Raw genomic sequence first — 21,966 nt, 5'->3', positions numbered from 1 at the left:
TTATTAGTCATGAATAAAAATAAAACAGATAAACTAATTGTAAACCTAACCCAATGGTTAGGAGCCGCACTATTAACGGGAATCATTATTTGGGGAGTCCTGTATTTCTTAAAAGGATACCGCTATGAACAGACCAATGATGCGCAGGTGGATGCGTATCTGTCACCTATCAATGCAAAGGTGGGCGGATATATCCGTAAAATATGCTACAGAGATAATCAGCAGGTTCACAAAGGAGATACTCTTATGATTATAGAGTTTGATGAATATGGACTAAAAAAAGAAGCCGCATCAGCAGAACTGATGAGTTCGCATGCCAAATTGCCTATTCTGGCAGCTAATGAAGACACACAGATAAAGAGCATCGAAGTCATCAAGGCACAACTGGCCGGAGCAAAAGCAAGGCTCAGCCAGCAGGAAAAAGAATTCGGGCGGTATAAAAATCTACTCGCTGATGAATCGACCACACAACAGAAATTCGACAATGTCAGTACATCTTTGGCTATCACTCAATCTGATTATGAACAGGCAAAAGCTTCTTTGCAGGTTGCAGAATCAAAGCTCAATGACCTTCGGGCACAGCGGAATGCAATAACAGCAGAAATAAAGATTAAAGAAGCACTGCTTAAACGGCAGGAACTTGATATTAAATATACAGTAATTACCGCCCCATTTGACGGACAAATCGGTAAGAAGACCATTCAGGAAGGGCAATTGATACAGCCCGGCCAGACGCTTGCATTCTTGGTCAACAAAGCAGAAGAAAAATGGGTGACGGCCAATTTCAAGGAAACACAGATCGGCAGCTTCAGGATTAGGCAGCACGTAACGGTAGAAGTTGATGCTTTCCCGGGTGAAAAATTCAGCGGGATTATCGAATCGCTTTCTCCAACCACCGGCTCCCGTTATTCATTATTGCCTCCGGACAATGCCACCGGCAATTTTGTTAAAATCATCCAGCGTATTCCTGTACGGATTAAACTTACCGATGCATCAGAAAAATTAGCAAAACTTTCTGCCGGAATGAATGCCAATGTTTACGTTTTAAAAGATTAATCATGCAAGCACATAAAATTCCGGTTTTCAAACCCTGGGTTTCCGAATGGGTGGCAAGATCTGTCATATTTGCCATTCTGATGACCTGCCTGTTTAGTTTTGCTTACTACAGCAGTCCTGTCTCGGTAATGGGTTTTTACGGCATACAAGCAACCGATGTTCAATATGGTATGATCGTTATGTATGGCTCAACCGTAGCCTTTTTAGCTCTGGATTTTCGTATTGTAAAGTATTTTGCTCCACGGAAATACCTGTTGACGGCGCTTGCCATTAATGCTTTGTGTTCCGTCATCTGTTTTCATACCAAAGATTGGACGTTGTTTGTGATCTGCCAGTTTGTACAAGGGATAACCTGCGCATTGATGTCAGGCATTGTCCTGCAGCTCACTTTTCCAAGATTGGAGTCTACACGTTCCCGAGTGATTGCGTATAGTCTTCTGTATGGAAGTATACAAATCGCTGTCCCGTTCTATTCCATCTATTCCGGTTTAGTTCTTCACTTTTATGATTTCAACTGGCTATTTTATGGTCTTATTATCATACTCATTTTGCTAACATTAGTTGTATTATTAACAATGAACAGTAAAGCAAGGTTTTCCAAGAAGATACCACTATATCAGGTAGATTGGACAGGTTATCTATTTTATGCATCTTTTATTTTGATTCTGGGCTACATCCTTGTATACGGACGACAACTGGGCTGGTATGATAGCCCGTTAATTGTTTTGCTCAGCTTAAGTAATTTAGTCATTCTTACACTTTTTATCGTCAGGGAATCGAAGCTTAAACGTCCATTGATCAACCTGCAGATATTCAGGGAGAAGAATTTTGTAATCGGGTTGTTATTGCTTTTTACGTTTTATATTTTTAAGGGGAGCACCGGACTTGCTTATGGTTATCTTGAAGTCATTTTAGGTAACGACCCGCTGAGCACCATTCCTATTTGGGTAGCAGTAATTTCAGGAACTGTACTGAGTATGCTTGTCACTTCCCGCTTTATATTAATGGGCTTTAACCTGATAAGGATCATTATTTTAGGTTTTGGTGTAATGGCGTTATACTATGCGTATATGCTGGTTTTTGTTTCAGTACAGGGTGAAACAGTGGATTTTATCCTGCCTATGTTTATTTACGGTGTAGCGACAGGTATTTTATTTGTTCCGATTGTTTCATTTACCGTCTCCGCAGCATCACCAAAGATTGCGATCAATGCCTCACTTGTGGGAATATTGGCCAGGTTCACCGGTTTTTCGGCAAGTCTGGCACTCAATAACGAACTCCAATTATTTACCAAATCGGCCGTCAGGGAGAAATTCCGGGAAACGTTGGCTGAAACCACTCCGCAGTTACCTGTTACTTTACTGGATATTCAAAACCAATATCTGAACGCAGGCAGCGATATGTATACCGCAAAAGGCGCTTCGGTAAACTATCTTAATGCTATGGTCCATGAACAGATTTTGGCCCGCGCTACCCGCGATTATTACGACTGGATGCTTTCAGGAATAGTATGCGTGATTTTGATACTTATTTTACTTCCGCAGATTCAGCACGTGGTACTTAGATTGAGGAAAGGAAATATACCTTATTAGGATGAAGAGATTCAATAATGACCTGCGGACTCATTTTTCAAATCATTATTTAACATCAAATCAAATGCGTAAACAAACAAACAAACAAACAAACATAAAAATGAAAACCTATAAAAATAAAAACCGGAGCAAAATGTTTTTGCTCCGGTTTTTATTTTATTTTTGTCCTATAATATGTATCGGCTTTTCAGGACTAGTTATGTTTTATGCTTGACTTCTTTCCAAACCATACATCAAATATTTTCACTGCTCTTAAAAAACAATCCATTCTGTTATCCTGGGAATTATTTTGTATAGTGGGATTTTTATAAATAGTGGAATCTGTAGAAGGATGTACCTTTTCAGTCATAATTGAATCCACTTACTTTATTTAATACTATCTTATTCTTTCAAGATTTAAAAGATACATACCGTTTCCTGCTCCCGGGTTGGCTACTGATGCTGCCACCATTGTTAAAAAAATCCGGTAATTTTCACCAGTTCCCGTACAGACCTGGTAGTTAATAAATTCACCACCGCTGGCTCCCCCTCTATAAAATTGCGTATAGGCTGTCGTTAAAGTAACAATTTCGGAATCTCCCATGTTAATCCCACTGGTTGCAACCTGAAATCCTGCCACACTTGAAGTGGGAATTGGTGCACCTGTATTACTTCTTATCAAAATACTTCCTTCAGCTGCAGCACCATTGTGTCTTACACAGATACTTCCAAGACAGATTTGACTTGCAACAGAACCAGCTGCTGTATTTGGGGTATAAGAGTTTACCTGCACAACCGGGACACCAGCACTGCCCTGTACAGCCACACAACCCCAATCAGGAGAAGCAGGTGTACCAATATTGGTTTGGAGACAGTTGTTTGTAGTTGAAAAGATCATTAAGCCGGTTGCCGGTAATGAGATAGCATTCCTTTGAGCGTTGGTCATTCGTGGAGGAAGAAATCCCCTACTGGTTGTATTAACGTCAACAGAAGAAGATGAGTCTGGAGCAATAGTACCCACACCTAAACGTCCTTCCGAAGTTACTATTACATCATTTGCCTGTTGATTGGCAGTAGGAATTCCTGCCGCAGGATTATCCTTTGAACCATCAATATGTAAAGAACCTTGTGGATTGGAGGTCAAAACCCCAACCTGACCTGATACTAAGATATTTCCTACTGCTAGAAAAAGTAAAGGGAGAAATTTTTTTTTCATAATATATGTATTAATTATTTTTTAAGTTTTCTGTTGAAATTTTATAATATCCCGGAACAGCAGCAACAGTACGCTCCTACCCGGGCCATCTTACTCGTAAGACTAACATTACTGCTTGTAATCTCGCGCCAAGCCTCTGCTCCATTGGCATTAGAAACCATAACTTTTGGAATTTTTGCCGTTACATCAAAGGTTTCCGAAGATATAGAAGTATTAATACCAACTTGGGCGAAAATTCCATAAAGAGTTAATAAAGACAATAGAAGCTTTTTCATTTTATATTATTCTAAATGTTTTATTATAAAATGCCTGGATGATTCGGTCAGCAATACCATGTACTCATGGATAAAATTTCCCGGTTGTCGATTGCTAAAAGCCTGACAAAAGTAAGGTTCCTATTGCCGGATAAAAAGATAACACCTTGCCTTTTTCGGGAAAAAAACAAGGTATAAAAAGCATGTAAATAATTAGTTATTAGTATTTTACTTTTCCGTTTCTGCAATTTTTCCCTGCAGGTATTTTAACAACGGACAACGAGTATTGCAGGCGGAATTTATCCGCTTAATGGATCTGTAAAAACCATAATGAACGACTATTTTTAGACCAAAATCTGCATGACGGTTTTAGCTATGGCGAAATAGCTGTTTCCTAACGTTTTATCTATAGCTACTGAAATAAACCTGACTGTAGGTTGGGGAAAATATTGTGACTGATCTTACTTATTGGTCTGGGAACCAATTTTGTAAAAACAGATCTATCTGAAATTCTAAAGTATAAAAGAAAAAAACCGGCTTTCGGAAATCATCTTCACTTGCAGTCGTGCCCATATCTGGTAAGAAAATCTAGAAATATTCATTCTGTACTATTATAGATAAAATCTTAGTAGTGGAAATCTGTTAATTGAATTACAAACGGATCTGTTTCATAGCCTCTTCCAGATCGCGATCTTTATTTATAACGATATCTTCAGGTTCATAATTCACATGGTAGTCAGGCATTATACCACGCCCATGTGAAGGTTTTAATGCTGCTGATTCAACTCGCATCCACGGAAAGTCGATGCTGATTTTTGTATTCGGGAGTGTCAATTCCTGCATAACCATACCGTTACACCCTTCTTCACTGCCCGCAGTCTCCCTGCCGATAAACTTTACATTTCTGCGCCGGGATTTAAGGGCTGCTGTAAAAAGTGCACCGGAAGAGAAAGTAGCGCCATCAATTAAGACATACAAATTACCACTAAAATGATCTTCTTTCGCCAATGCCAAAGGTCCATATATGGTACCCATTGCAGCAGTAGTCTCTACATGATACCACAATCCTTCTTTATTGGTAATTTTATATCCCTGCCGAAAGCCGTTCATACGCTCTTGGTCAAAATAGACCGCCGATTTACTTAAAGCAGGATCTGGCAGCCTTGATTTCACGTCTTTAATAATATCAAACGGTGCATCTGCAAGATAAGATAATAACTGAATAGCAACCCGGATATCTCCTCCTGAATTATGGCGCATATCCAAAATAAGATTTTTTATATTTTTAGCATGAACCTGGTGGAAGACATTTTTGTATGTGATTGTATCTTCATAGGAAAAAGGTTTGGTTTCAAACAAGGCTGTTGATCCATTGTTATAAAAGTGAAGCTTTAGATTGCCGGGAATTCCGGCGTCTGTCCAGTCTTTGTAATTATCAAAATCTGTACTCGAAAATTCGTTCTTACTATTCTTGCCGGTGTCTATGATGATCTCAGAAATTTCCCCCTTCTTACTTTTGACCTTCATTTTATAAGCACCTTTCCAATGATAAAATTTATTGCATGCATCTTCAAAGCCGTCGTATTCACTCAAAAAAAGTTCCTTGAAGGTTTTATTATAGCCGTCTGTTGAATAAAGATCGAATCCATGCTTGATGATTTCTCTGGCAGGAACATTATTGATGCTCATAATTTCATCGCCCGTCTGTAACCGATCGGTCTGCCGACTGGTGATGAAGACTCTGTCATCATGAACTAATACTTTGAAAGGCAATCGCGCCGGATAGAGCCCCGGGATATCTTTATATGAAGAGGAATGTTTTATTTGTGTATGCCCGCATCTTAATTTACATATAAACGGATAAATATGGGCTATGTATTCACTTTCATAAAGGGGCTTTTTAATTGAAGAATATGTCTGTTCATAAGAAAGCTTAAGGCTGTCTTTGGAGGTATAATAGCCGTAGCCCGGATGTATTTCCTTTATGGCAGACCAGAGAACAACAAGATCTGCGCGCATGTTTGCTACCGATAATTTTTGTACCAGTGAATCCTTTTGGACAAACATATTACTACTCGCGAAAACCGGATTAAAAAATACAGATCCCATTATCAGAATGAAAATAGCCAAATAGGATTTAGTTTTAGGAGAATCAACTGTTTTCATAATTACCGAGGTCTGGTTTTTCTTGTTATCTGAGCAAATATAGTTTTTAAATCTTTACACCAGAGGTAGCAGAAGAAGAATTAATATGCAATAAGCTCAGGAAAAACCAGAGATAAACTTCATCTCATCAAGTTAGACAGAAATGGATAATTCATAATAAAAATCATTGTCACAATAATAATATACAAATGCTTTCATGCCGATCAGTTCTCATCCGGGAATGATTAAGTCTGGTCAGATTACCTATCGGAAATGGATGCACAGCTAAGAAAATGATGGTTCAGAAAAGATGATCAATAATCCCATATTTATCGGTATTTTCGCCTGTTACATTAGTTCCCTTTCCGACTCAATCTGGTATGTTCTCTTTTTATCCACATCATTTGTCATTTAATATTGTTTATTCGTTTGTTACAATAATCCCAGACAAGTTGTTCGTTTTGTCGGCTGTAAAATTTTTGAGAAGCGGTTTTTATTTTCTTTTTCTCAAAATATTTTCCGCTTATTGTCTTTACATCTTCAGATGTAGCCAGGTATAAAATGGTTTCTGTTCCTTGTTCCGGTGTTTTAAAGAATGGTCTTGCCAGTTTCCCGAAGAAATTTAGTAAGCCTCCCAAATTGCTGTTTACCCCAAAATTGGTCGCAACGGCACCGGGATGCAAACAGTTTATGGTAACATTGTTGAAATCATCATCAATAAGTTTACCGGAAAGATGCCGGCTAACCCAAATTAAAAAAAGTTTTGCATTACCATAAGCCACCAGCGGATTGTAATTATTCTTTAGCTCCAAATCATTAAAATCTGGATTTGCGTTGAGTTTATGTGAGTTGGAAGAAACATTGATAATTCTTCCGTCTTCACTCTTTTTCAGTACATCCAATAACAACGAAGTAAGCAAAAACGGAGCAAACAAATTTACAGCGATGGTTGTTTCCACACCTTCTTCCGTTTCTTGTCGCTCTTTGCTCATAATTCCTCCGGCATTGTTGATTAAAATATCTAACCGGTCGTACCGTTTCATAAACGTTTGGGCAACTTTCTGTACTTCGTTCATTAAAAATAAATTCCCGATTATAAAATCAATTTTTTCGTTGCCGGAAAGATTTTTAATCTCTTCACAAACCGTTTCAGTTTTTACTTTATCTCTTCCGTGTACTACCACCCGGTAATTTTGTTTTGCGAGCGCAAGTGCGGTCGCTTTTCCTATTCCGCTTGTTGCCCCTGTTATCAATACTGTTCGTTGTTGTTTCATTTTTCCTTTATTAATTAGACTACAAAATTATGTACATTTGCTAACCCTTGGTAAGTACTAACCCTTTGGTTAGTGCTTTCATTGAGGTTAGTAAAACAATATGTATGACAAAGAATAAAGAACATTTACCTTGTGATGCAAGTACGCTCCGGGCTATCCGGGATGCAATGGAAACTTTAAACGGAAGTTGGAAATTGTCTATATTGCTGGTATTGAAAGGCGGAGCCAAACGTTTCCGGCAAATTGCCAGAGCAGTAGATGGTATCAGTGATAAGATGTTGTCTAAAGAATTGAAAAATCTGGAAACCAACTTATTGGTTAAACGAACAGTATATGATACGTTTCCTCCTACTGTTGAATACGAAATTACCGAACACGCTGACACTTTACAAGAAGTGATGTTTGCCTTGACGAAATGGGGGAAACTGCACCGAAAAAAATCACAGGAGGTTAGATTTTTGACTTTTTAGTAAACCAATGTCGATATAAAGGCTTTCTGGGTCACAAATATCTGCCATAGCAATTCATAATGATGTATCTGGCGCAACAGAATTTTTATAAAAAGATTTATCAGAAGATAAGAAATGTGCTCAGTTTTAATGTAAATGTAATAAAGTTAGAATATAATTTTAAAAAACTAATTTTGTACTTGATATACATTAAGTTTTACACATCCAACAGTTAAAAGCGTTTTGTAACGCCGGACACCAATAAGATTATGAGCAAAGAACTGATAAGCCACTTTAAAAAATATGTTGAAATAAATGCGGAACACGAACCTACAATTTTATCATATTTTGAACCCATGATTTTTGCAAAAAAAAGTAATTTGATGAATAATAATTCACAATGTAGGTTTCATTTTTTTGTAACTAAAGGGTGTTTACGCATGTTTTTTGTTTGTGATAAAGGTGTCGAGCAGACTATTCAATTTGCGATTGAGAACTGGTGGATAACAGATTATCTGGCCTTTGAGAATCAAGCCGGAACAGAGTTTATTATACAAGCTGTTGAAAAAACGGAAGTTCTCGCTATCAGTTACAAAAATCAGGAAAAACTTCTTAAGAAATACCCTCAGCTTGAACATTATTTCAGATTGATTTACCAAAGGGCTTTTGCTGCGACTCAACATCGTTCTAAATATTTGCACACCCTTTCCAGTGAACAACTTTATTATCTTTTTAATGATAAATTTCCGGAATTTACCCGAAGAGTTCCTCAACACATACTTGCATCATACCTTAATATGACCCCGGAATATTTGAGTGAGATAAAGGCAAAGAAACGTTCTTAAACCGGTCTAAGATTACACTGGTTTAAGAACGTACTCCTGAAAAGCACTCTTTAATTAAGTGTAACACAAGATTCTTTGACTACCTGCCATCTTCCAGATGAGTACTCCCAGATCAGTGTAAAGAATTTAGGATCTGATTTTCCGTTTAATTCCAAATCTCGAGTCATCACCACCATTCCCATATTTTCATCACAAACAGCATAATGAAATTCAGCTTTAGTGGAGAACGGTGTAGCTTTGGTATCACTATTCCCTTGAACAAAACTAACAAGCTGTTCTTTGTTCATAGTATCCACTACTCCATTTTTATCAACTTTGACAATGAGTAAATTATCCCCGTAAATTTGCTTTACATAAGGAACATTAAAATGTGTCGCCTCATAAATGAGTTGTTTCGTCAGTTCAATTAATTTTTCGCTATCCATTTTTAAAGTTTTAGAAAATAATTCAAATAGCCCCGATGACTATTACATTGCAAAAATGGATATAGTTCCTTTGCAAAAACTTAAACTGGTTTAAGATTGTACGTTTTTTTTATTCTCAATTTTGTTTTATTAATAACGATAAGCAAAAAATCGCAGTTTATTTAAACCTTCGATTTTAATAAAATTAATAATAGAAAAATGTATATAGGTAAATCATACAACCTCCTTGAATTTGTTATATGGACTAAAGGAAAAATTTACATCCTGCTCCTGTTAGGTTTTATTCCAATATGCCTGTATCATATATTCGGAATAAAATGGGTAGCGATTCCCTGGTCTGTCATTGCAATGCTGGGAACTGCCACTGCCTTTATTTTAGGTTTCAAGAATAACCTAAGCTATAAACGGTCTTTAGAAGCCCAGGATGTATGGACTTCTATTTTATCAAATAGTCGTGCATGGGGTTTGGTAAGTAAAGATTATTTACAGAATAGTAGTGAAATTTCAAAAACTCTTATTTATACTCATATAGCCTGGGTTACTGCCTTACGTTATAGTATGAGAGAGCTGAAAACTTGGGAATCAACAAATAAAAAAAATAATGTAAAGTATCGTAAACGCTTTAAGATTCCTGAGCAACAAACAAACCTTCAAGAAGAGCTGGCTAAATACCTGGTACCTGCAGATCTACAGAATGTGCTGAAAGCAAAAAATATTTCAACCCAAATTTTGAGTTTGCAAAGTAAAACTCTGAAATCTCTCTACGTAAAAGAGGAAATCACCGTGACACAATTTGTTGACATGGAAAAATCAATTAAAGAATTTTACAATCTGCAGGGGAAAAGTGAGCATATAAAATATTCACCATTTCCTCGCCAGTACAATATTATTAATAACCTGTTGGTTCAAACGTTTTCGTTCCTGTTGCCGTATGGATTGCTGGCAGATTTTAATGACTTAAATGAAAGTGTTAGCGGATTTATGAAAGGGAATATGATTTGGCTGATCATTCCTTTCAGTTGCTTGATTTCCTGGTTATATTCTTCTATAGGGCAGGTAGGTGAAAATACCGAAAATCCATTTGAAGGAGGTGCTAATGATGTCCCAATATCCCAGATTAGTTTTCAGTTAGAAGTTGAATTGAGAGAAATGCTTGAAGAAGTGAATTTGACAGATTTTGATATAAGCCAAAACAATATTATTTTATAAAATTTTTGGACAGAATACTAATTTTCAATGGCATTTAGTATTATAAATCCTTAATTACTTTCACTCTACTGTAAAATAAGAATGATTGGCTTTACCTTGATATTGTGGTAGAGCCAATCATTTTTATAAATTGTTATTATTTTTTAGTTTCTGATACAGAGTAAAAGCAATACCAGAGTTAAAAAATATTTTAAACTTTCTTATAATCCAACCATTTCCTTGATAAGAAAAATAAAAAAGAGATTACAAGAACAATTGTAAAGGGCCATAAAAATATCTTTGATGACAGATATAAGATGAAAATACCAATAAAAGATATGATAATGAATATTAAAAATAATTTTTCTCTCCCGATAAGCTTTAAAAAATTATATACAAACAACATTAGGAATCCAAAAAAAGCAAATTGTCCAAAATTGTTTTTTAAATAATTATAATTTAAAGTATCATTATAATTGGGGCTTAACCAAATATAGGCGAAAAACATCACACCAATAAATGATGTAATTAATATAGCAATATCTTTAAATTTTAGCGTTTTCATAATAATATATTTTAGCAACCTGCAGCTTCAAGACAATCAACAGCTCCCCATCCGGCACCAACAAAACCTATTACGGCACCACCCCAAGCTCCGAAAAAGCCTCCTGAAGCACCACCAACAACTCCTCCAATTATAGTAGCAGCAATCATTCTTGGTTTCCATTTGTTTACACAGGCCTGACAGGCAGGATTTCTCTTTGCAGCCATAGCAAGATTTTCTTCAACGATAAGATCAGCTTTTTCGATTACCCTTTCTATAAATTCCTGATTTTGTCCGTTATATTTTAATTGAGGGTATTTATTATAAAGAGTTGCCAGCAATTCATTCATTTTATCAAGAGCTATTGATACCTCATCATTTGAATATCCTGTCAATTGTGTAAAATATGCTTCTTTTCCTTGTTCAAAATCATTCTGATTAAAATTAGTCCGGAAATTATCTTTATTTGGCATATTCTCAAAAAGTGAAAATATTGTACTTCCATATTCTATGAAGTTCTGATCCATAGATAACTCTTTAATCAATTCTTCTTCAGTTAAATCACCTAATACTGATGATTGATTGTCTAAGATGGTCTTTGACGATATCCCATTATTATCATCAACATTATTATCATTATTTGAACATGATGTAAATAGTGATAAAGATACGATTGCTAAAATACTAAAAGCTTTTTTCATTTTTTTAAAATTTAATTTGTTTTTATAGGTTATTAATAATGATGATTGGTTTGTTCAAATATGCAAATAATTACCAAACCTTAAATTATTTGCTTTAATACTCTAAGATTTTCATACTTATGCTTAAATGTTTACAGCTAATATAAATATTTTATTAAAAAAAACAAAATTATTTCCTTATTTGTTGATTTATTAATACTGTAAATATAAAAGACAAAACTTATCGTGATACGTAATAAAATAACATTGAAAAGAAAGTACTTACTTTGATGTATGAGCCAAACCGGCCAGGCCTAAAATCAAAGATCAGCCTTGACTGGCATTGTTCGGTTTTCTGTTGATACACAATCTGAAGATTTAAGGTCATAATTTTTTGAGAGCAATATACCTAAAATCATACCTTAGCAAAATGATCAGACTAAGCAGTGGAACTTACCTTGGGGAAAACACCAGCCGATATGAAGGCAATGGTATCCAACTCGTTGATACAGTCTACCATCAGGTTGTTTCAAACGATTGGCATTCGCATGAGCACACTCACCTTACTTTAGTGCTGGATGGAGGAAACCGAGAGCAGCGGCGCGGTGCCGAATACCAGCTGGGTGCAGGTCAGGTTATCTTTTATCATAGTGATGAGGCACACAGAAACGACCATACATTGTTTCCTTCAAGGAATATTAACCTGGAGATCGGACCAGAGTTCTTCGCAAAGTATGAACTCACTGAAGCACGGTTTGCAGAAGCTATTAAATTTCATAATATCAATGCATCACTTATTTTACGTGTTTTTAAAGAAGCAGAGCTTAACAAGGACGCTCTGACCGACCACGTTGCTGAGTTGCTTATTTCTCCTCTAAACAAAAAATATAAAGTACCTCCCAAATGGGTAAGAGAGCTGCATCAGCTATTGAATGACAACTGGCAAGAAATTCCCAGCCTTCATGCACTTGCAGCTGTTGTGAGTGTACATCCTACCACGATCTCCAAGTATTTTGCTCAATACTTTGGATGTACACTAAGCCAATACCTCAGAAAGCTTAAAATTGAACGGGCGATCCCCATGTTGCGGGATAAATTTTCAATTTCTGAGATAAGTTACTATTGCGGGTTTGCAGATCAAAGCCATTTTATCAGAACCTTTAAAACAGAGACCGGTTTATTGCCGAAAGCCTTTCGTAAATTGTAAAGGCAAATCCTGTTCTATTTTTTTATTCTAAATGTCATTAATTTTGTTAAATGATTAGAACTCATTTAATTGGTTTGTTGTTACTGTTAATGATCTTTAAATCCAATGCACAGGATGTTAGGTCAAAATTGGACAGCTTTTATACCGGCCTGGCAAAAGAAGACAGGCTGAACGGTAATGTGCTGATAGCCGAAGGAGGACAGATAGTTTATCAGAAGTCTTTTGGCTTTGCCGTTTTTGAAGAAAGGAAAGATAACAACATGCGGACTGCATTTCAGCTTGCTTCACTTTCAAAGCCTTTCACAGCCATCGCCGTCTTGCAACTGGCAGATCAGCGAAAGCTAAATTTGGATGATGAACTGAAAAAGTATATCCCAAATTTTCCTTATCCCGGGATCACCATCAGTCAGCTCCTTTCACACAGTTCAGGAGTTTCAGATCAGGATTTAGGTCAGGCACTGGCGACATTTGAAAAAGTGAATGGCCATCCCCATACCAATGCAGAGTTGTTGCAATTTCTTGCCGGACATCCGGTGAGTTTTAAGCTTGCACCGGGTCAGAAGTGGTGGTATAGCAATTTAGGCTATGAATTACTGGCCTGCCTGGTCGAAAAGGTATCCGGGAAATCATTTGACCGGTACCTCACACAGCACATCTTTAAACCCGCGGGTATGAAAAACACTTATCTGCTTTCTTCTCCGGAGGCGCAGCAAATATATCAGGCGAAGAACTATGATTATCCCAAAATTTATGCAACCGACAGAATCCGTATTGACCAGACTGCAGCGGATTATAAGGAACGGGCTTATGGACACAGCAATATTGTGAGTACTTGTGAAGATCTGTTGAAGCTGGCCAATCATTATTTCGATGGATCGTTAGTAAAACCCGAAACAGTGAACAGGGCAATAAAAGGTACACGACTTGAAAACGGACAACCCAACTCAGTTTGGATGAATATTGGCGGACTGGGAAATACAGTAGACGGGCTCGGATGGTTTATTTTTACGGGTTCGGAAAATAAAGGTCAGCTATTTCATGCCGGCGGTATGGCCGGAGCAGTGACAATATTGCTGTATGACATGGAGAAAAAACAAACGGTGATCATTTTGGATAATACAGGAAGTGAGGGTATTTACAGAAATGCCCAAAACGGCATGCGAATTCTAAACCACCAGCAAATAACACCTGCTAAACGAAACCTGGCTAAGCTGTATGGCCGCTGGCTGGTTAGCAAAGGGGAAAAAATAGCTGCAGAAATGTTGGCATCGAATAAACAGGATACCGTGAATTTCACGCTTTCTGAGAATGATATGAACAACCTCGGATATGCTTTTTTAGGAGACAAACTCTATAGTAACGCGATTGCAGTTTTTAAATTAAACTGCACACTGTTCCCAATCAGCGATAATGCATGGAACAGTTATGGCGAAGCACTAGAGCAAATCGGACAAACTAAGGAAGCAGAGGAAATGTACGTCAAGTCCTTACATCTAAACCCGATGAACAGTGATTCGCAAAAGGCATTGGAACGAATCCATGCAGCAAACGGGATTAAGAAATAAAATTAAATTTCGAATTTTTTTAGTACAGGATTTAAGAAGTTTATATGCTCTGTGAGAACACTAAATATTACAGGAAAAAGAACAGTTTGTTGCAGTGTACCAATCTGATTGTTGAGATTACCTCCTAGTGAACTTGCAACGTATCGTTAACACCCTGAGTTTCTTCTTTAATGGTTACTTGAATCCCCTTATCTCTTACCATGAAATCAATTTTATAATTATTAATTTTTGTCAATGTATTAAAGTCTACCGCGAAGTCATCCTGAGACTTCCAATAGCCTCTGATCGCATAGACATGGCTCGAAGAAGTATCCTTAAAATAACGATATTCTGTTCCTGTGCCCAATGGATAATCGACAACCTTTCCTGATAAGTAGGTAATTCTGAATATAGAATCAGCATAATCGGAGGTGATGATCCGCAATTTCGAAATATTCAGGCTATTTTTTTCCAGGATCATCGTACGGTTGAACAAAACATCCTGTCGGGTGCTTGTCAAATTTTCTACAGACAGAATGCCGTTGATTTTTGCTGCATTGGCAATTGCCACTTTCAGACTATCGGCGGCAGGTTGATTTTTATTTAAAGCATCCAATTGAACTGAATGCCCGATAAGTTCATCTAATCCTCCTTTTTCATCCCAGTTATAACCACCGCCGGTAGCAACGACAATAGCATTATATAACCTATCAACATGAATTCTTTGTCCACCCCGGCCAACAGCCTGAAAAGAATGGTCATTATCAACCCAAAAACCATAACCATATCCTTTTCCGTCATTAAAAGGGATTTGTATATTAGTTGCTTTCCTGATATAATCCTCTGAAATAAGCTGAACGCCATTCCATTTTCCATTATTCAATAATAAACGTCCTATTTTTGCCATATCATATGGCTTGATGGCCAGATCTCCCCATCCGTAATTAATACCCCTATTATTTTTTGTCCAATAGAAATTATTAATCCCTATTTGTTTAAACAGGTATTTATCCGCAAATTTTTCCGGAGACAATTTTGTAGAGCGGTATAGAATCTCCGCAAGCAGATAGAAATTGCAACTGCAGTAAGAAAAGTGTTTTCCGGGAGTATCAGTGCTTGGAATGTTAAAAATATATTTTGACCAATCGGAAGCCTTAATAAGTCCGGGGATTAAGATCTCCTCATTATCAGACCCACAATCTAAGCCCGAAGTCATGGTAAGTAAATCTTTTATCGTCAAAACCTGGAAGTTCTTACTGTATGACTTAATTTCCGGAAAATAATTTTTGACTAATTCATTTTCGTCACGGATAAATCCTTTATCTATGGCAATACCTACCAATAAAGAGATAATTGATTTTGTACAGGATGCGATATCATGTTGAAAGTCATTGACATAAGGATAAAAATCGGCATTAAAGACAATTTTATCATTCCTTATAATCATAAGGCTGTGGACATTTACCTGATGATCCCGGACATAGGGAAAAATAACGCTTAATTTCGAGGAAGAAAAGCCTCCTTCTTCAGGTTCTCCGGTTTGAAAAGCATAAAATGCATCACTTTTTTTAATGTTTTGTGATTGTGAAAAAACATGTTCGGTGTAAACAAAAACTAAAATGATGCCTAGTAAAAGCTTCTTTGTCATTGGTGGATGAATTTTAATAGTTAAATATAATTAAAATTCTGTACCATATTAACATAAAAAATTTTTTGTGCTGACACCGGAGCTGGCTCAGAAGTACAGCTTTTATATAGAAATCTCTCCTTTTAAAGCAGTCACTTTTCCTAATTTTAAATCAAAACTCAAAACTGAATTTTCAAAATTACAGATGACATTTTAACAATCGCGGGCAAAAGTGAAAATGGTAATCACTAATTAAAACTCTCACGGAATTTTAATGGGGAAACCTTCGTTTTACTCTTAAACAATTTACTGAACGACTGCAAATGCTCAAAACCTAATTCATAAGCTATTTCACTTACTGATAAGTCTGAAGTGGATAATTTTTCTTTGGCTTTTTCAATTAGCTTTTCGTGTATGTGTTGTTGTGTGTTTTGCCCTGTCAATGTTTTAAGTAAACTCCGCAAATAAGTGGACGAAACATTTAAATTGTCCGAAATATATTGTACTGTCGGCAAACCTTTTGTTACCAGATCATCATTGTTGAAATAGTCTAAAAGCAGTTTTTCCAATCTTTCAAGGATCTGATGATTGGATTTTTCTCTTGTGATGAACTGGCGATTATAAAAACGCTGCGCATAGCTCAGCAGATTTTCAATATGGGAAATAATGATCTCTCTGCTGAATTGATCGATATTTGAATGGTATTCATTTCTGATATTATCGACAATTCCGTTGATAATCGCTTCTTCTTTGTCAGAAAGAAACAATGCTTCATTGACGGAATAATCAAAATATTCATATTTCTTGAGGCTTTTGGATAAAGCTGTATTCCAAAGGAAATCCGGATGAATAAACAACATCCAGCCTTCGAGATTGGCAGGCACGCCGTTTTCTTCGCCACGCAGAATCTGTCCAGGCGACATAAAAGCCATCAGCCCCTCATCAAAATCGTATTTCTGCTGTCCGTAAATGAGTTTGTCACACCCTCTTTTCATTGATATAACATACAGATCAAACAGTACGGTATTGATTTCCGGATTATTTTTCAGCCCTGATAAATCAATTATCCCTACTAGTGGATGCTGCGGTTTAGGAAGTCCCATTAAACGATGGATCTCCGCAATGGATTGTATTCTATAAGGTTTTGGATTTGCCATAATGTAAAGCTATTAATTTTTAAACGGATATTTTAACCAAATCATCACCAAAGGAATGATCAAAAACGGAATTTCTATCAAAGCTGTTTTAATATTTCCTGCGCGTAAAGCCAATGCCATAATCAGCACGATGGCCATCGCATTAAGTAAATTGCCCCAGAAAAAAGTTTTAGGGATTAGTAGTAATGTCCCTACAACAAAAGTCAGAATTCCAAAGTATGGAATGAATGATTCACTGATTCCCAGTTCGGCCATCATTTTAAGTGACTCAGGATTTTTTTTGTAATTGAACGTATCCCAACCGTGTTTAAAGCTTAATGATACCGAAACGATCATTAACACTAATGAAATTATATTCTTTATCATCAATCAAGTATAAAGTTATTCATTATATATCCTGCAATCAGGGCAATCGGGATACCGATTAAAGCACTCGTTAACGCTCTTTTCGCTTTATTAGGAAACAATTTTCTGTGTTTGAAGTACAGGAAAATCCCGATGGGCGGAATAGCATTGGAAATCATAAACCAAAGCCTTGACAGTTCGTCTTTTTTATTATTGTTTTGCATATATTCTTTTTTTATTGAACACGTGTCCATTTAAACGTTTTTCCAATCAGCGGCACACCTTTATACCCTCTGGTTTCCAAATAATTAATATTTTTAAGAACGGCCTTCAGGCTGTAAGTATTTCCGTCCTGTACGCTGTATAATTTAGCATCAAGATATTCACCATCTCTGTAAATCAATCCTGTAATGTGAATGATCCCTTGCCTGGAACGGCTTCTCAGTTTTGCATCAGGGTTTTTATTGTCTTTTTTGGGTGTTTTCCCATCTGCTTCAAACAGGTCTTTTGCCCATAAAAGCTTGCCGGAATATGTATTTCCTGATCTGAAAATTTCTATTTTGTAATCTTCACATTTCCATACACCGATGATCTGATCGGGTGATAATTTCTGTGCAAAAGCTGCGGCTGGTAAAAGTAGAACCATGACTATCCAAAGTAATCTCATATCTCGTATTTTTTATTGTTCAACTGTCTGAATTTTTCGAATTCTTTATGCCCAAATTTTATAAGTGTATGTGGTATAATCCGACTTACTATTTTTATTATATTAACCATTACCGGTTTGGGTTCCGGATTGTCTTTTAAAATAGCGTTAATGGCAATGGTTACCAATTTGTCCGCATCCATCATACGCGGGTTTGTTGGCATAACCCAATTATTTTGAAGATTGGTATTGACGCCCGGTGGTATTACTTCAAAAACCTTTACATTCATGTCCTGCAGCTGCAGCCGCAGTGCCTGTGTATAAGCGTGAACACCTGCTTTTGAAGCGCTGTAAACCGGAGCGATAGAATAAGGCATAAATGAAATAGCCGAAGAAATATTGATGATGGCAGAAGTTTTCTGTTTTCTCAGATGCGGTAAAAACTGATGTACCATTTGGATCGTTCCCGAAAGATTGGTAGCAATTTCCCGGTTGATATCTTCCAGATCCAAAGCCGTATCCTGCAAGTCTATCAATCTCATCAACCCTGCGTTATTGATGATGATGCTGAGTTCGGGAAATTGTGATGTGATATTTTTGTAAAGTTGCTCGATGTCTTTCGGATTGCTGACATCACTTTGAAAAGTATGCACTTTTGGATAACGTGCTTTTGTTTTATTCAGTGCATCAAGGTTACGCCCCGTAATGATGATTTTTGCACCATGTTCAGTCAGTTGTTTTACAAACTCTAATCCGATTCCGCTTGTTCCCCCGGTAATAAGGATTGTAGTGTTTTTAAATTCCATTTTTTCTCCTTTTTTGATATTACAAAATTGCAGCGGTTTTAAAAAGCAGATTTAGCCAAAACGACTTTTGTTTTATCCTTAATATTGAGGGAAGAAGTAAAAGCATTAAATCCATTCTATCCTGGAAATCAGGGAAACGATACAGATCTCAAATTCTTGATTAGCTATAAATCTTAAAAAATTGATTTTATTCTTGAATATCCATTCAAAAATATTATCTTTGCATCACATGGCAAGGAATATTGAATTTGACGAGACCGATATTATTATCAAAGCACAAAAGGTGTTTTGGAGAAAAGGTTATCATGCTACTTCGATGCAGGACTTGGTTAAGGCAACCGGATTAAATCCCGGAAGCATTTATAATTCGTTTGGAAGCAAGCACGGCCTTTTTTTACTATGCCTTAAAAATTATGTACAGCCTGTTCAAGATTTTGACCCGGCAAAAGCAAGAGATAAAAATTCTTTACAAATGCTGAAATCTTACATTAAAGGTATTGTAGCAGGAGGCAGCCTAAGTGAGGATGCCTGTTTATCTGCAAAAACATCTTTTGAAATGGCTGCCGCAGATGAAGAAATTTGTGGCTTGCTAAAATGTAGTGCAAACAAGGCATTTTATAATATGGAACAATTGATCATCCATGCGCAAAATGATAATCTTGTCCGTAAAGATCTGGATCCGTCTGCATTGGCACAGCTTATCACGGCTACTCTTTCTGGTCTTGGTCAGAATTTTATTCTTTTTAAAGAAAAGAAACGAATTGAAAAAATTATAGATAACCTCATCGTCATGATTACAAGCTGATTTTTTTTAACCATTTCTTGAATGATTGTTCAAGAATATTTTATAAACTTAATACATACAACATGTCAAAATTAAAAGGAAGAACTGCCCTGGTAACAGGCGGAAGCCGCGGAATTGGTGCGGCAATTGTAAACAAACTTGCAGCGCAGGGTGTAGCATTTATTGGTATCCATTACAGCAACAATCAGGCTGCAGCCGAGAAAGTACTGAACGATATCAGGAAGCTTGGAAGTGATGGTGTTATCATTCAGGCTGATTTGAAAGAAGGCAAAAAGTCTACCGATAAAATCGGCACGGAATTCAGAAAGGCATTAGAAGAAAAAGTAGAAGATCCCGGTCTGGATATATTGGTTAATAATGCTGGAATTGCATCGGCATTATCATTGGATAAAACAACTGAAACTGATTTTGAGGACATGATTGATGTTAATCTGAAATCACCTTTTTTTCTGATCCAAAATTTGGACGACTTATTTAGAGAAAATGGAAGAATAGTGAATATCACTACCGGTTTTACAAGAATAGCAGCTCCCTCACACGTAGCGTATGCCGCATCAAAAGCAGCACTCGAAAACGTTACCTTGGCACTGGCTCCGCATTTCGGAACAAGGAATATCAGCGTAAACAGTGTTGTTCCCGGCTTTACGCTTACCGATATGACCAGGGAAATGTTTCAGGATGAAAAAACCGCAGCTTTTGCCAAAAGCCAATCTGTTTTCAATAAAATTGGCTCACCTGAAGATGTGGCTGATGCCGTAGCTTTAATAAGCTCTCCACAGGCTCATTGGATCACCGGTCAGGTTATTGATGCGACCGGAGGTGCGAGGTTATAATTTTTTTAGCCCAATCTTGAACGATCGTTCAAGATTGGGTTACTTTCCATCCCATATGATCTGCCACTTGTGCATTCCGTTACTTTAAATTTACAACTAGTTCAGCTTTAGAGGCTAATTTTCTAAAAAGATATATAAACCTAACTCAAAAAGGCAAGTTTGAAAACAAAATGGAAATTATTATTTGAACAGGAAAGAATAATCCCCAAATTTTACAACCTTAGATGAAATAAAAACAATAGATTGATTCACTTGCTAAAGTCAATCAGATGTTTATTTTTTCGATAAATTTGTAAGTATAAATTAGCATGAAGAAAAAAATAAACGCCGTTAGAAGATCTATTATGAAAAGATTAACCAAAAACATTGGTAGATCTCACGCTGAAGAAAAAATTAATAGAGATTTTGTCGTAAAAAGGGTTTTGATTTCCCGTCCGAATCACAGGCTTGGAAATCTTCTTTTGTTAACGCCTTTGGTTCAGGAGATTGAAAATACTTTTCCGGATAGTAAAATCGATTTGTTTGTAAAAGGAGGTATATCACCAATTATTTTTAAAAATTATAAAAGTGTTGATAAAATTATCCAGCTTCCGAAAAAGCCGTTCAGTAATTTATGGAAATACATAAGTGGCTGGTTTTCTCTGAGAGGGAGAAAATACGATTTGGTCATCAATGCTACTCAAGGCTCTTCTTCAGGGAGGTTATCTATATTGTTTTCCAAATCAAATTATAAATTTTTTGGTGAAGATATTGAAGAGCTAAAATCAAAATATTCTGATTATAATCATATCGCAAAAAATACCATTTACAATCTCAGATATTACCTTTCACAAATCGGTCTTGAAGAAAATAAATCCGAAGTTCCTTTTCTAAACCTGAAATTGAGCAAAGAAGAGATAGAAGATGGTAAGATGAAACTATATGATCTTGTAAAAAATGACAAGAAAACTATTTGTCTTTTTACCAACGCAACTGGAGACAAATGCTATTCTGAAACCTGGTGGGAAGCTTTTTATGATAAATTAGCCGCAGCTTTTCCAGACTACAATATCATTGAGCTTTTGCCTGTAGAAAATATCTCAAAACTAAATTTTAAGATTCAGAGTTTTTACAGCAAAGATGTTCGTGAGATGGGTGGCTTCATTGCCAATACAACAGTATTTATTGCGGCGGACAATGGGGTTATGCACTTGGCAAGTGCTTCTGAAACACCTACAATTGGATTGTTTTCTGTGACTGATGAAAATATGTACAGACCTTACAATCACAAAAGCTTATCTGTAAATACTAATAATATTGAAAATAATAAAGTAATAGAACTAATTAAAACGTCTTTAAACTAATAACTT

General features: G+C 36.5%; 23 protein-coding genes. 10 read left to right on the top strand and 13 right to left on the bottom strand.

Annotated features, from left to right (window positions below; genetic code table 11):
* The first annotated feature begins 9 nt into the window (after positions 1–9).
* Positions 10–1,056 carry an HlyD family secretion protein gene (locus AB8P06_RS13380; RefSeq protein ID WP_369842476.1) on the top strand — a complete coding sequence of 349 codons (1,047 nt, stop codon included), beginning with the start codon at positions 10–12 and terminating at the stop codon, positions 1,054–1,056.
* 2 nt (positions 1,057–1,058) lie between these two features.
* Positions 1,059–2,648, top strand: a complete 1,590-nt coding sequence (locus tag AB8P06_RS13375) for an MFS transporter (RefSeq protein WP_369842474.1) — start codon at positions 1,059–1,061, stop codon at positions 2,646–2,648.
* Positions 2,649–2,841: 193 nt separating this feature from the next.
* On the opposite strand, the gene AB8P06_RS13370 is transcribed toward AB8P06_RS13375, so the two are convergent.
* The 5 genes from AB8P06_RS13370 to AB8P06_RS13350 all read right to left on the bottom strand — a co-directional run bounded on the left by AB8P06_RS13370 (position 2,842) and on the right by AB8P06_RS13350 (position 7,516).
* Positions 2,842–2,997, bottom strand: a complete 156-nt coding sequence (locus tag AB8P06_RS13370) for a hypothetical protein (protein WP_369842473.1) — start codon at positions 2,995–2,997, stop codon at positions 2,842–2,844.
* A gap of 27 nt (positions 2,998–3,024) precedes the next feature.
* Positions 3,025–3,843 (bottom strand): phage tail-like protein, encoded by an 819-nt coding sequence (locus AB8P06_RS13365; protein ID WP_369842472.1) that lies wholly within the window; start codon positions 3,841–3,843, stop codon positions 3,025–3,027.
* Between the two features lie 41 nt (positions 3,844–3,884).
* Entirely contained in the window at positions 3,885–4,118 is a 234-nt protein-coding gene (locus AB8P06_RS13360) for a hypothetical protein (protein ID WP_369842471.1), read from the bottom strand.
* Positions 4,119–4,748: 630 nt separating this feature from the next.
* The gene (locus AB8P06_RS13355) at positions 4,749–6,116 is read right to left on the bottom strand and encodes a S41 family peptidase (RefSeq protein WP_369842469.1); all 1,368 of its coding nucleotides are present in this window, start codon (positions 6,114–6,116) and stop codon (positions 4,749–4,751) included.
* Between the two features lie 533 nt (positions 6,117–6,649).
* Positions 6,650–7,516, bottom strand: coding sequence for an SDR family NAD(P)-dependent oxidoreductase (locus AB8P06_RS13350; RefSeq protein ID WP_369842468.1), 867 nt, complete (start codon positions 7,514–7,516; stop codon positions 6,650–6,652).
* A 104-nt stretch (positions 7,517–7,620) separates the two neighbouring features.
* Here AB8P06_RS13350 and AB8P06_RS13345 point away from each other — a divergent pair, with 104 nt between their 5' ends.
* Entirely contained in the window at positions 7,621–7,986 is a 366-nt protein-coding gene (locus AB8P06_RS13345) for a winged helix-turn-helix transcriptional regulator (protein ID WP_369842466.1), read from the top strand.
* A 248-nt stretch (positions 7,987–8,234) separates the two neighbouring features.
* Positions 8,235–8,810, top strand: a complete 576-nt coding sequence (locus AB8P06_RS13340) for a Crp/Fnr family transcriptional regulator (RefSeq protein WP_369842464.1) — start codon at positions 8,235–8,237, stop codon at positions 8,808–8,810.
* Positions 8,811–8,860: 50 nt separating this feature from the next.
* On the opposite strand, the gene AB8P06_RS13335 is transcribed toward AB8P06_RS13340, so the two are convergent.
* Entirely contained in the window at positions 8,861–9,235 is a 375-nt protein-coding gene (locus AB8P06_RS13335) for a hypothetical protein (RefSeq protein WP_369842463.1), read from the bottom strand.
* Positions 9,236–9,433: 198 nt separating this feature from the next.
* On the opposite strand from AB8P06_RS13335, the gene AB8P06_RS13330 reads away from it, so the two are divergent.
* On the top strand, positions 9,434–10,444 hold the full coding sequence (locus AB8P06_RS13330; protein ID WP_369842461.1) for a bestrophin family protein: 1,011 nt from the start codon (positions 9,434–9,436) through the stop codon (positions 10,442–10,444).
* 555 nt (positions 10,445–10,999) lie between these two features.
* Here the strand turns inward: AB8P06_RS13330 and AB8P06_RS13325 are convergent.
* Positions 11,000–11,668, bottom strand: coding sequence for a hypothetical protein (locus AB8P06_RS13325; protein WP_369842460.1), 669 nt, complete (start codon positions 11,666–11,668; stop codon positions 11,000–11,002).
* 409 nt (positions 11,669–12,077) lie between these two features.
* Here AB8P06_RS13325 and AB8P06_RS13320 point away from each other — a divergent pair, with 409 nt between their 5' ends.
* Both AB8P06_RS13320 and AB8P06_RS13315 read left to right on the top strand, forming a co-directional pair.
* Positions 12,078–12,854 carry a helix-turn-helix domain-containing protein gene (locus tag AB8P06_RS13320; RefSeq protein WP_369842459.1) on the top strand — a complete coding sequence of 259 codons (777 nt, stop codon included), beginning with the start codon at positions 12,078–12,080 and terminating at the stop codon, positions 12,852–12,854.
* Positions 12,855–12,904: 50 nt separating this feature from the next.
* Positions 12,905–14,419 carry a serine hydrolase gene (locus tag AB8P06_RS13315; RefSeq protein ID WP_369842458.1) on the top strand — a complete coding sequence of 505 codons (1,515 nt, stop codon included), beginning with the start codon at positions 12,905–12,907 and terminating at the stop codon, positions 14,417–14,419.
* Between the two features lie 124 nt (positions 14,420–14,543).
* On the opposite strand, the gene AB8P06_RS13310 is transcribed toward AB8P06_RS13315, so the two are convergent.
* The 6 genes from AB8P06_RS13310 to AB8P06_RS13285 form a co-directional block, all read right to left on the bottom strand.
* Positions 14,544–16,046: a serine hydrolase domain-containing protein gene (locus tag AB8P06_RS13310; protein ID WP_369842457.1), complete on the bottom strand. Its 1,503-nt coding sequence runs from the start codon at positions 16,044–16,046 to the stop codon at positions 14,544–14,546.
* A 227-nt stretch (positions 16,047–16,273) separates the two neighbouring features.
* A complete protein-coding gene (locus AB8P06_RS13305) occupies positions 16,274–17,182 on the bottom strand; it encodes a helix-turn-helix domain-containing protein (RefSeq protein ID WP_369842456.1) in 909 nt (302 codons plus the stop codon).
* A gap of 12 nt (positions 17,183–17,194) precedes the next feature.
* Positions 17,195–17,548 carry a hypothetical protein gene (locus tag AB8P06_RS13300; RefSeq protein ID WP_369842455.1) on the bottom strand — a complete coding sequence of 118 codons (354 nt, stop codon included), beginning with the start codon at positions 17,546–17,548 and terminating at the stop codon, positions 17,195–17,197.
* Positions 17,548–17,751, bottom strand: a complete 204-nt coding sequence (locus tag AB8P06_RS13295) for a hypothetical protein (RefSeq protein WP_369842453.1) — start codon at positions 17,749–17,751, stop codon at positions 17,548–17,550. Before AB8P06_RS13295 ends, AB8P06_RS13300 begins: the two co-directional genes overlap by 1 nt.
* 11 nt (positions 17,752–17,762) lie before the next feature.
* Positions 17,763–18,194, bottom strand: coding sequence for a DUF2147 domain-containing protein (locus tag AB8P06_RS13290; protein ID WP_369842452.1), 432 nt, complete (start codon positions 18,192–18,194; stop codon positions 17,763–17,765).
* The gene (locus tag AB8P06_RS13285; RefSeq protein ID WP_369842451.1) at positions 18,191–18,979 is read right to left on the bottom strand and encodes an SDR family oxidoreductase; all 789 of its coding nucleotides are present in this window, start codon (positions 18,977–18,979) and stop codon (positions 18,191–18,193) included. Before AB8P06_RS13285 ends, AB8P06_RS13290 begins: the two co-directional genes overlap by 4 nt.
* 229 nt (positions 18,980–19,208) lie before the next feature.
* Between AB8P06_RS13285 and AB8P06_RS13280 the strand changes: the two genes are divergently transcribed.
* From AB8P06_RS13280 to AB8P06_RS13270, 3 genes are all read left to right on the top strand, one after another.
* On the top strand, positions 19,209–19,784 hold the full coding sequence (locus AB8P06_RS13280; protein ID WP_369842449.1) for a TetR/AcrR family transcriptional regulator: 576 nt from the start codon (positions 19,209–19,211) through the stop codon (positions 19,782–19,784).
* Positions 19,785–19,846: 62 nt separating this feature from the next.
* On the top strand, positions 19,847–20,617 hold the full coding sequence (locus tag AB8P06_RS13275) for an SDR family NAD(P)-dependent oxidoreductase (RefSeq protein WP_369842447.1): 771 nt from the start codon (positions 19,847–19,849) through the stop codon (positions 20,615–20,617).
* 344 nt (positions 20,618–20,961) lie between these two features.
* Positions 20,962–21,960 carry a glycosyltransferase family 9 protein gene (locus AB8P06_RS13270; RefSeq protein WP_369842445.1) on the top strand — a complete coding sequence of 333 codons (999 nt, stop codon included), beginning with the start codon at positions 20,962–20,964 and terminating at the stop codon, positions 21,958–21,960.
* Positions 21,961–21,966: the final 6 nt, after the last annotated feature.

Origin of the sequence: Chryseobacterium tongliaonense, from assembly GCF_041224435.1 — a bacterium.
In the GTDB taxonomy this organism is placed as follows: domain Bacteria; phylum Bacteroidota; class Bacteroidia; order Flavobacteriales; family Weeksellaceae; genus Chryseobacterium; species Chryseobacterium tongliaoense.
The sequence above is the reverse complement of the archived record's forward strand: the minus strand, read 5'-3'. Positions and strand labels throughout refer to the sequence as shown.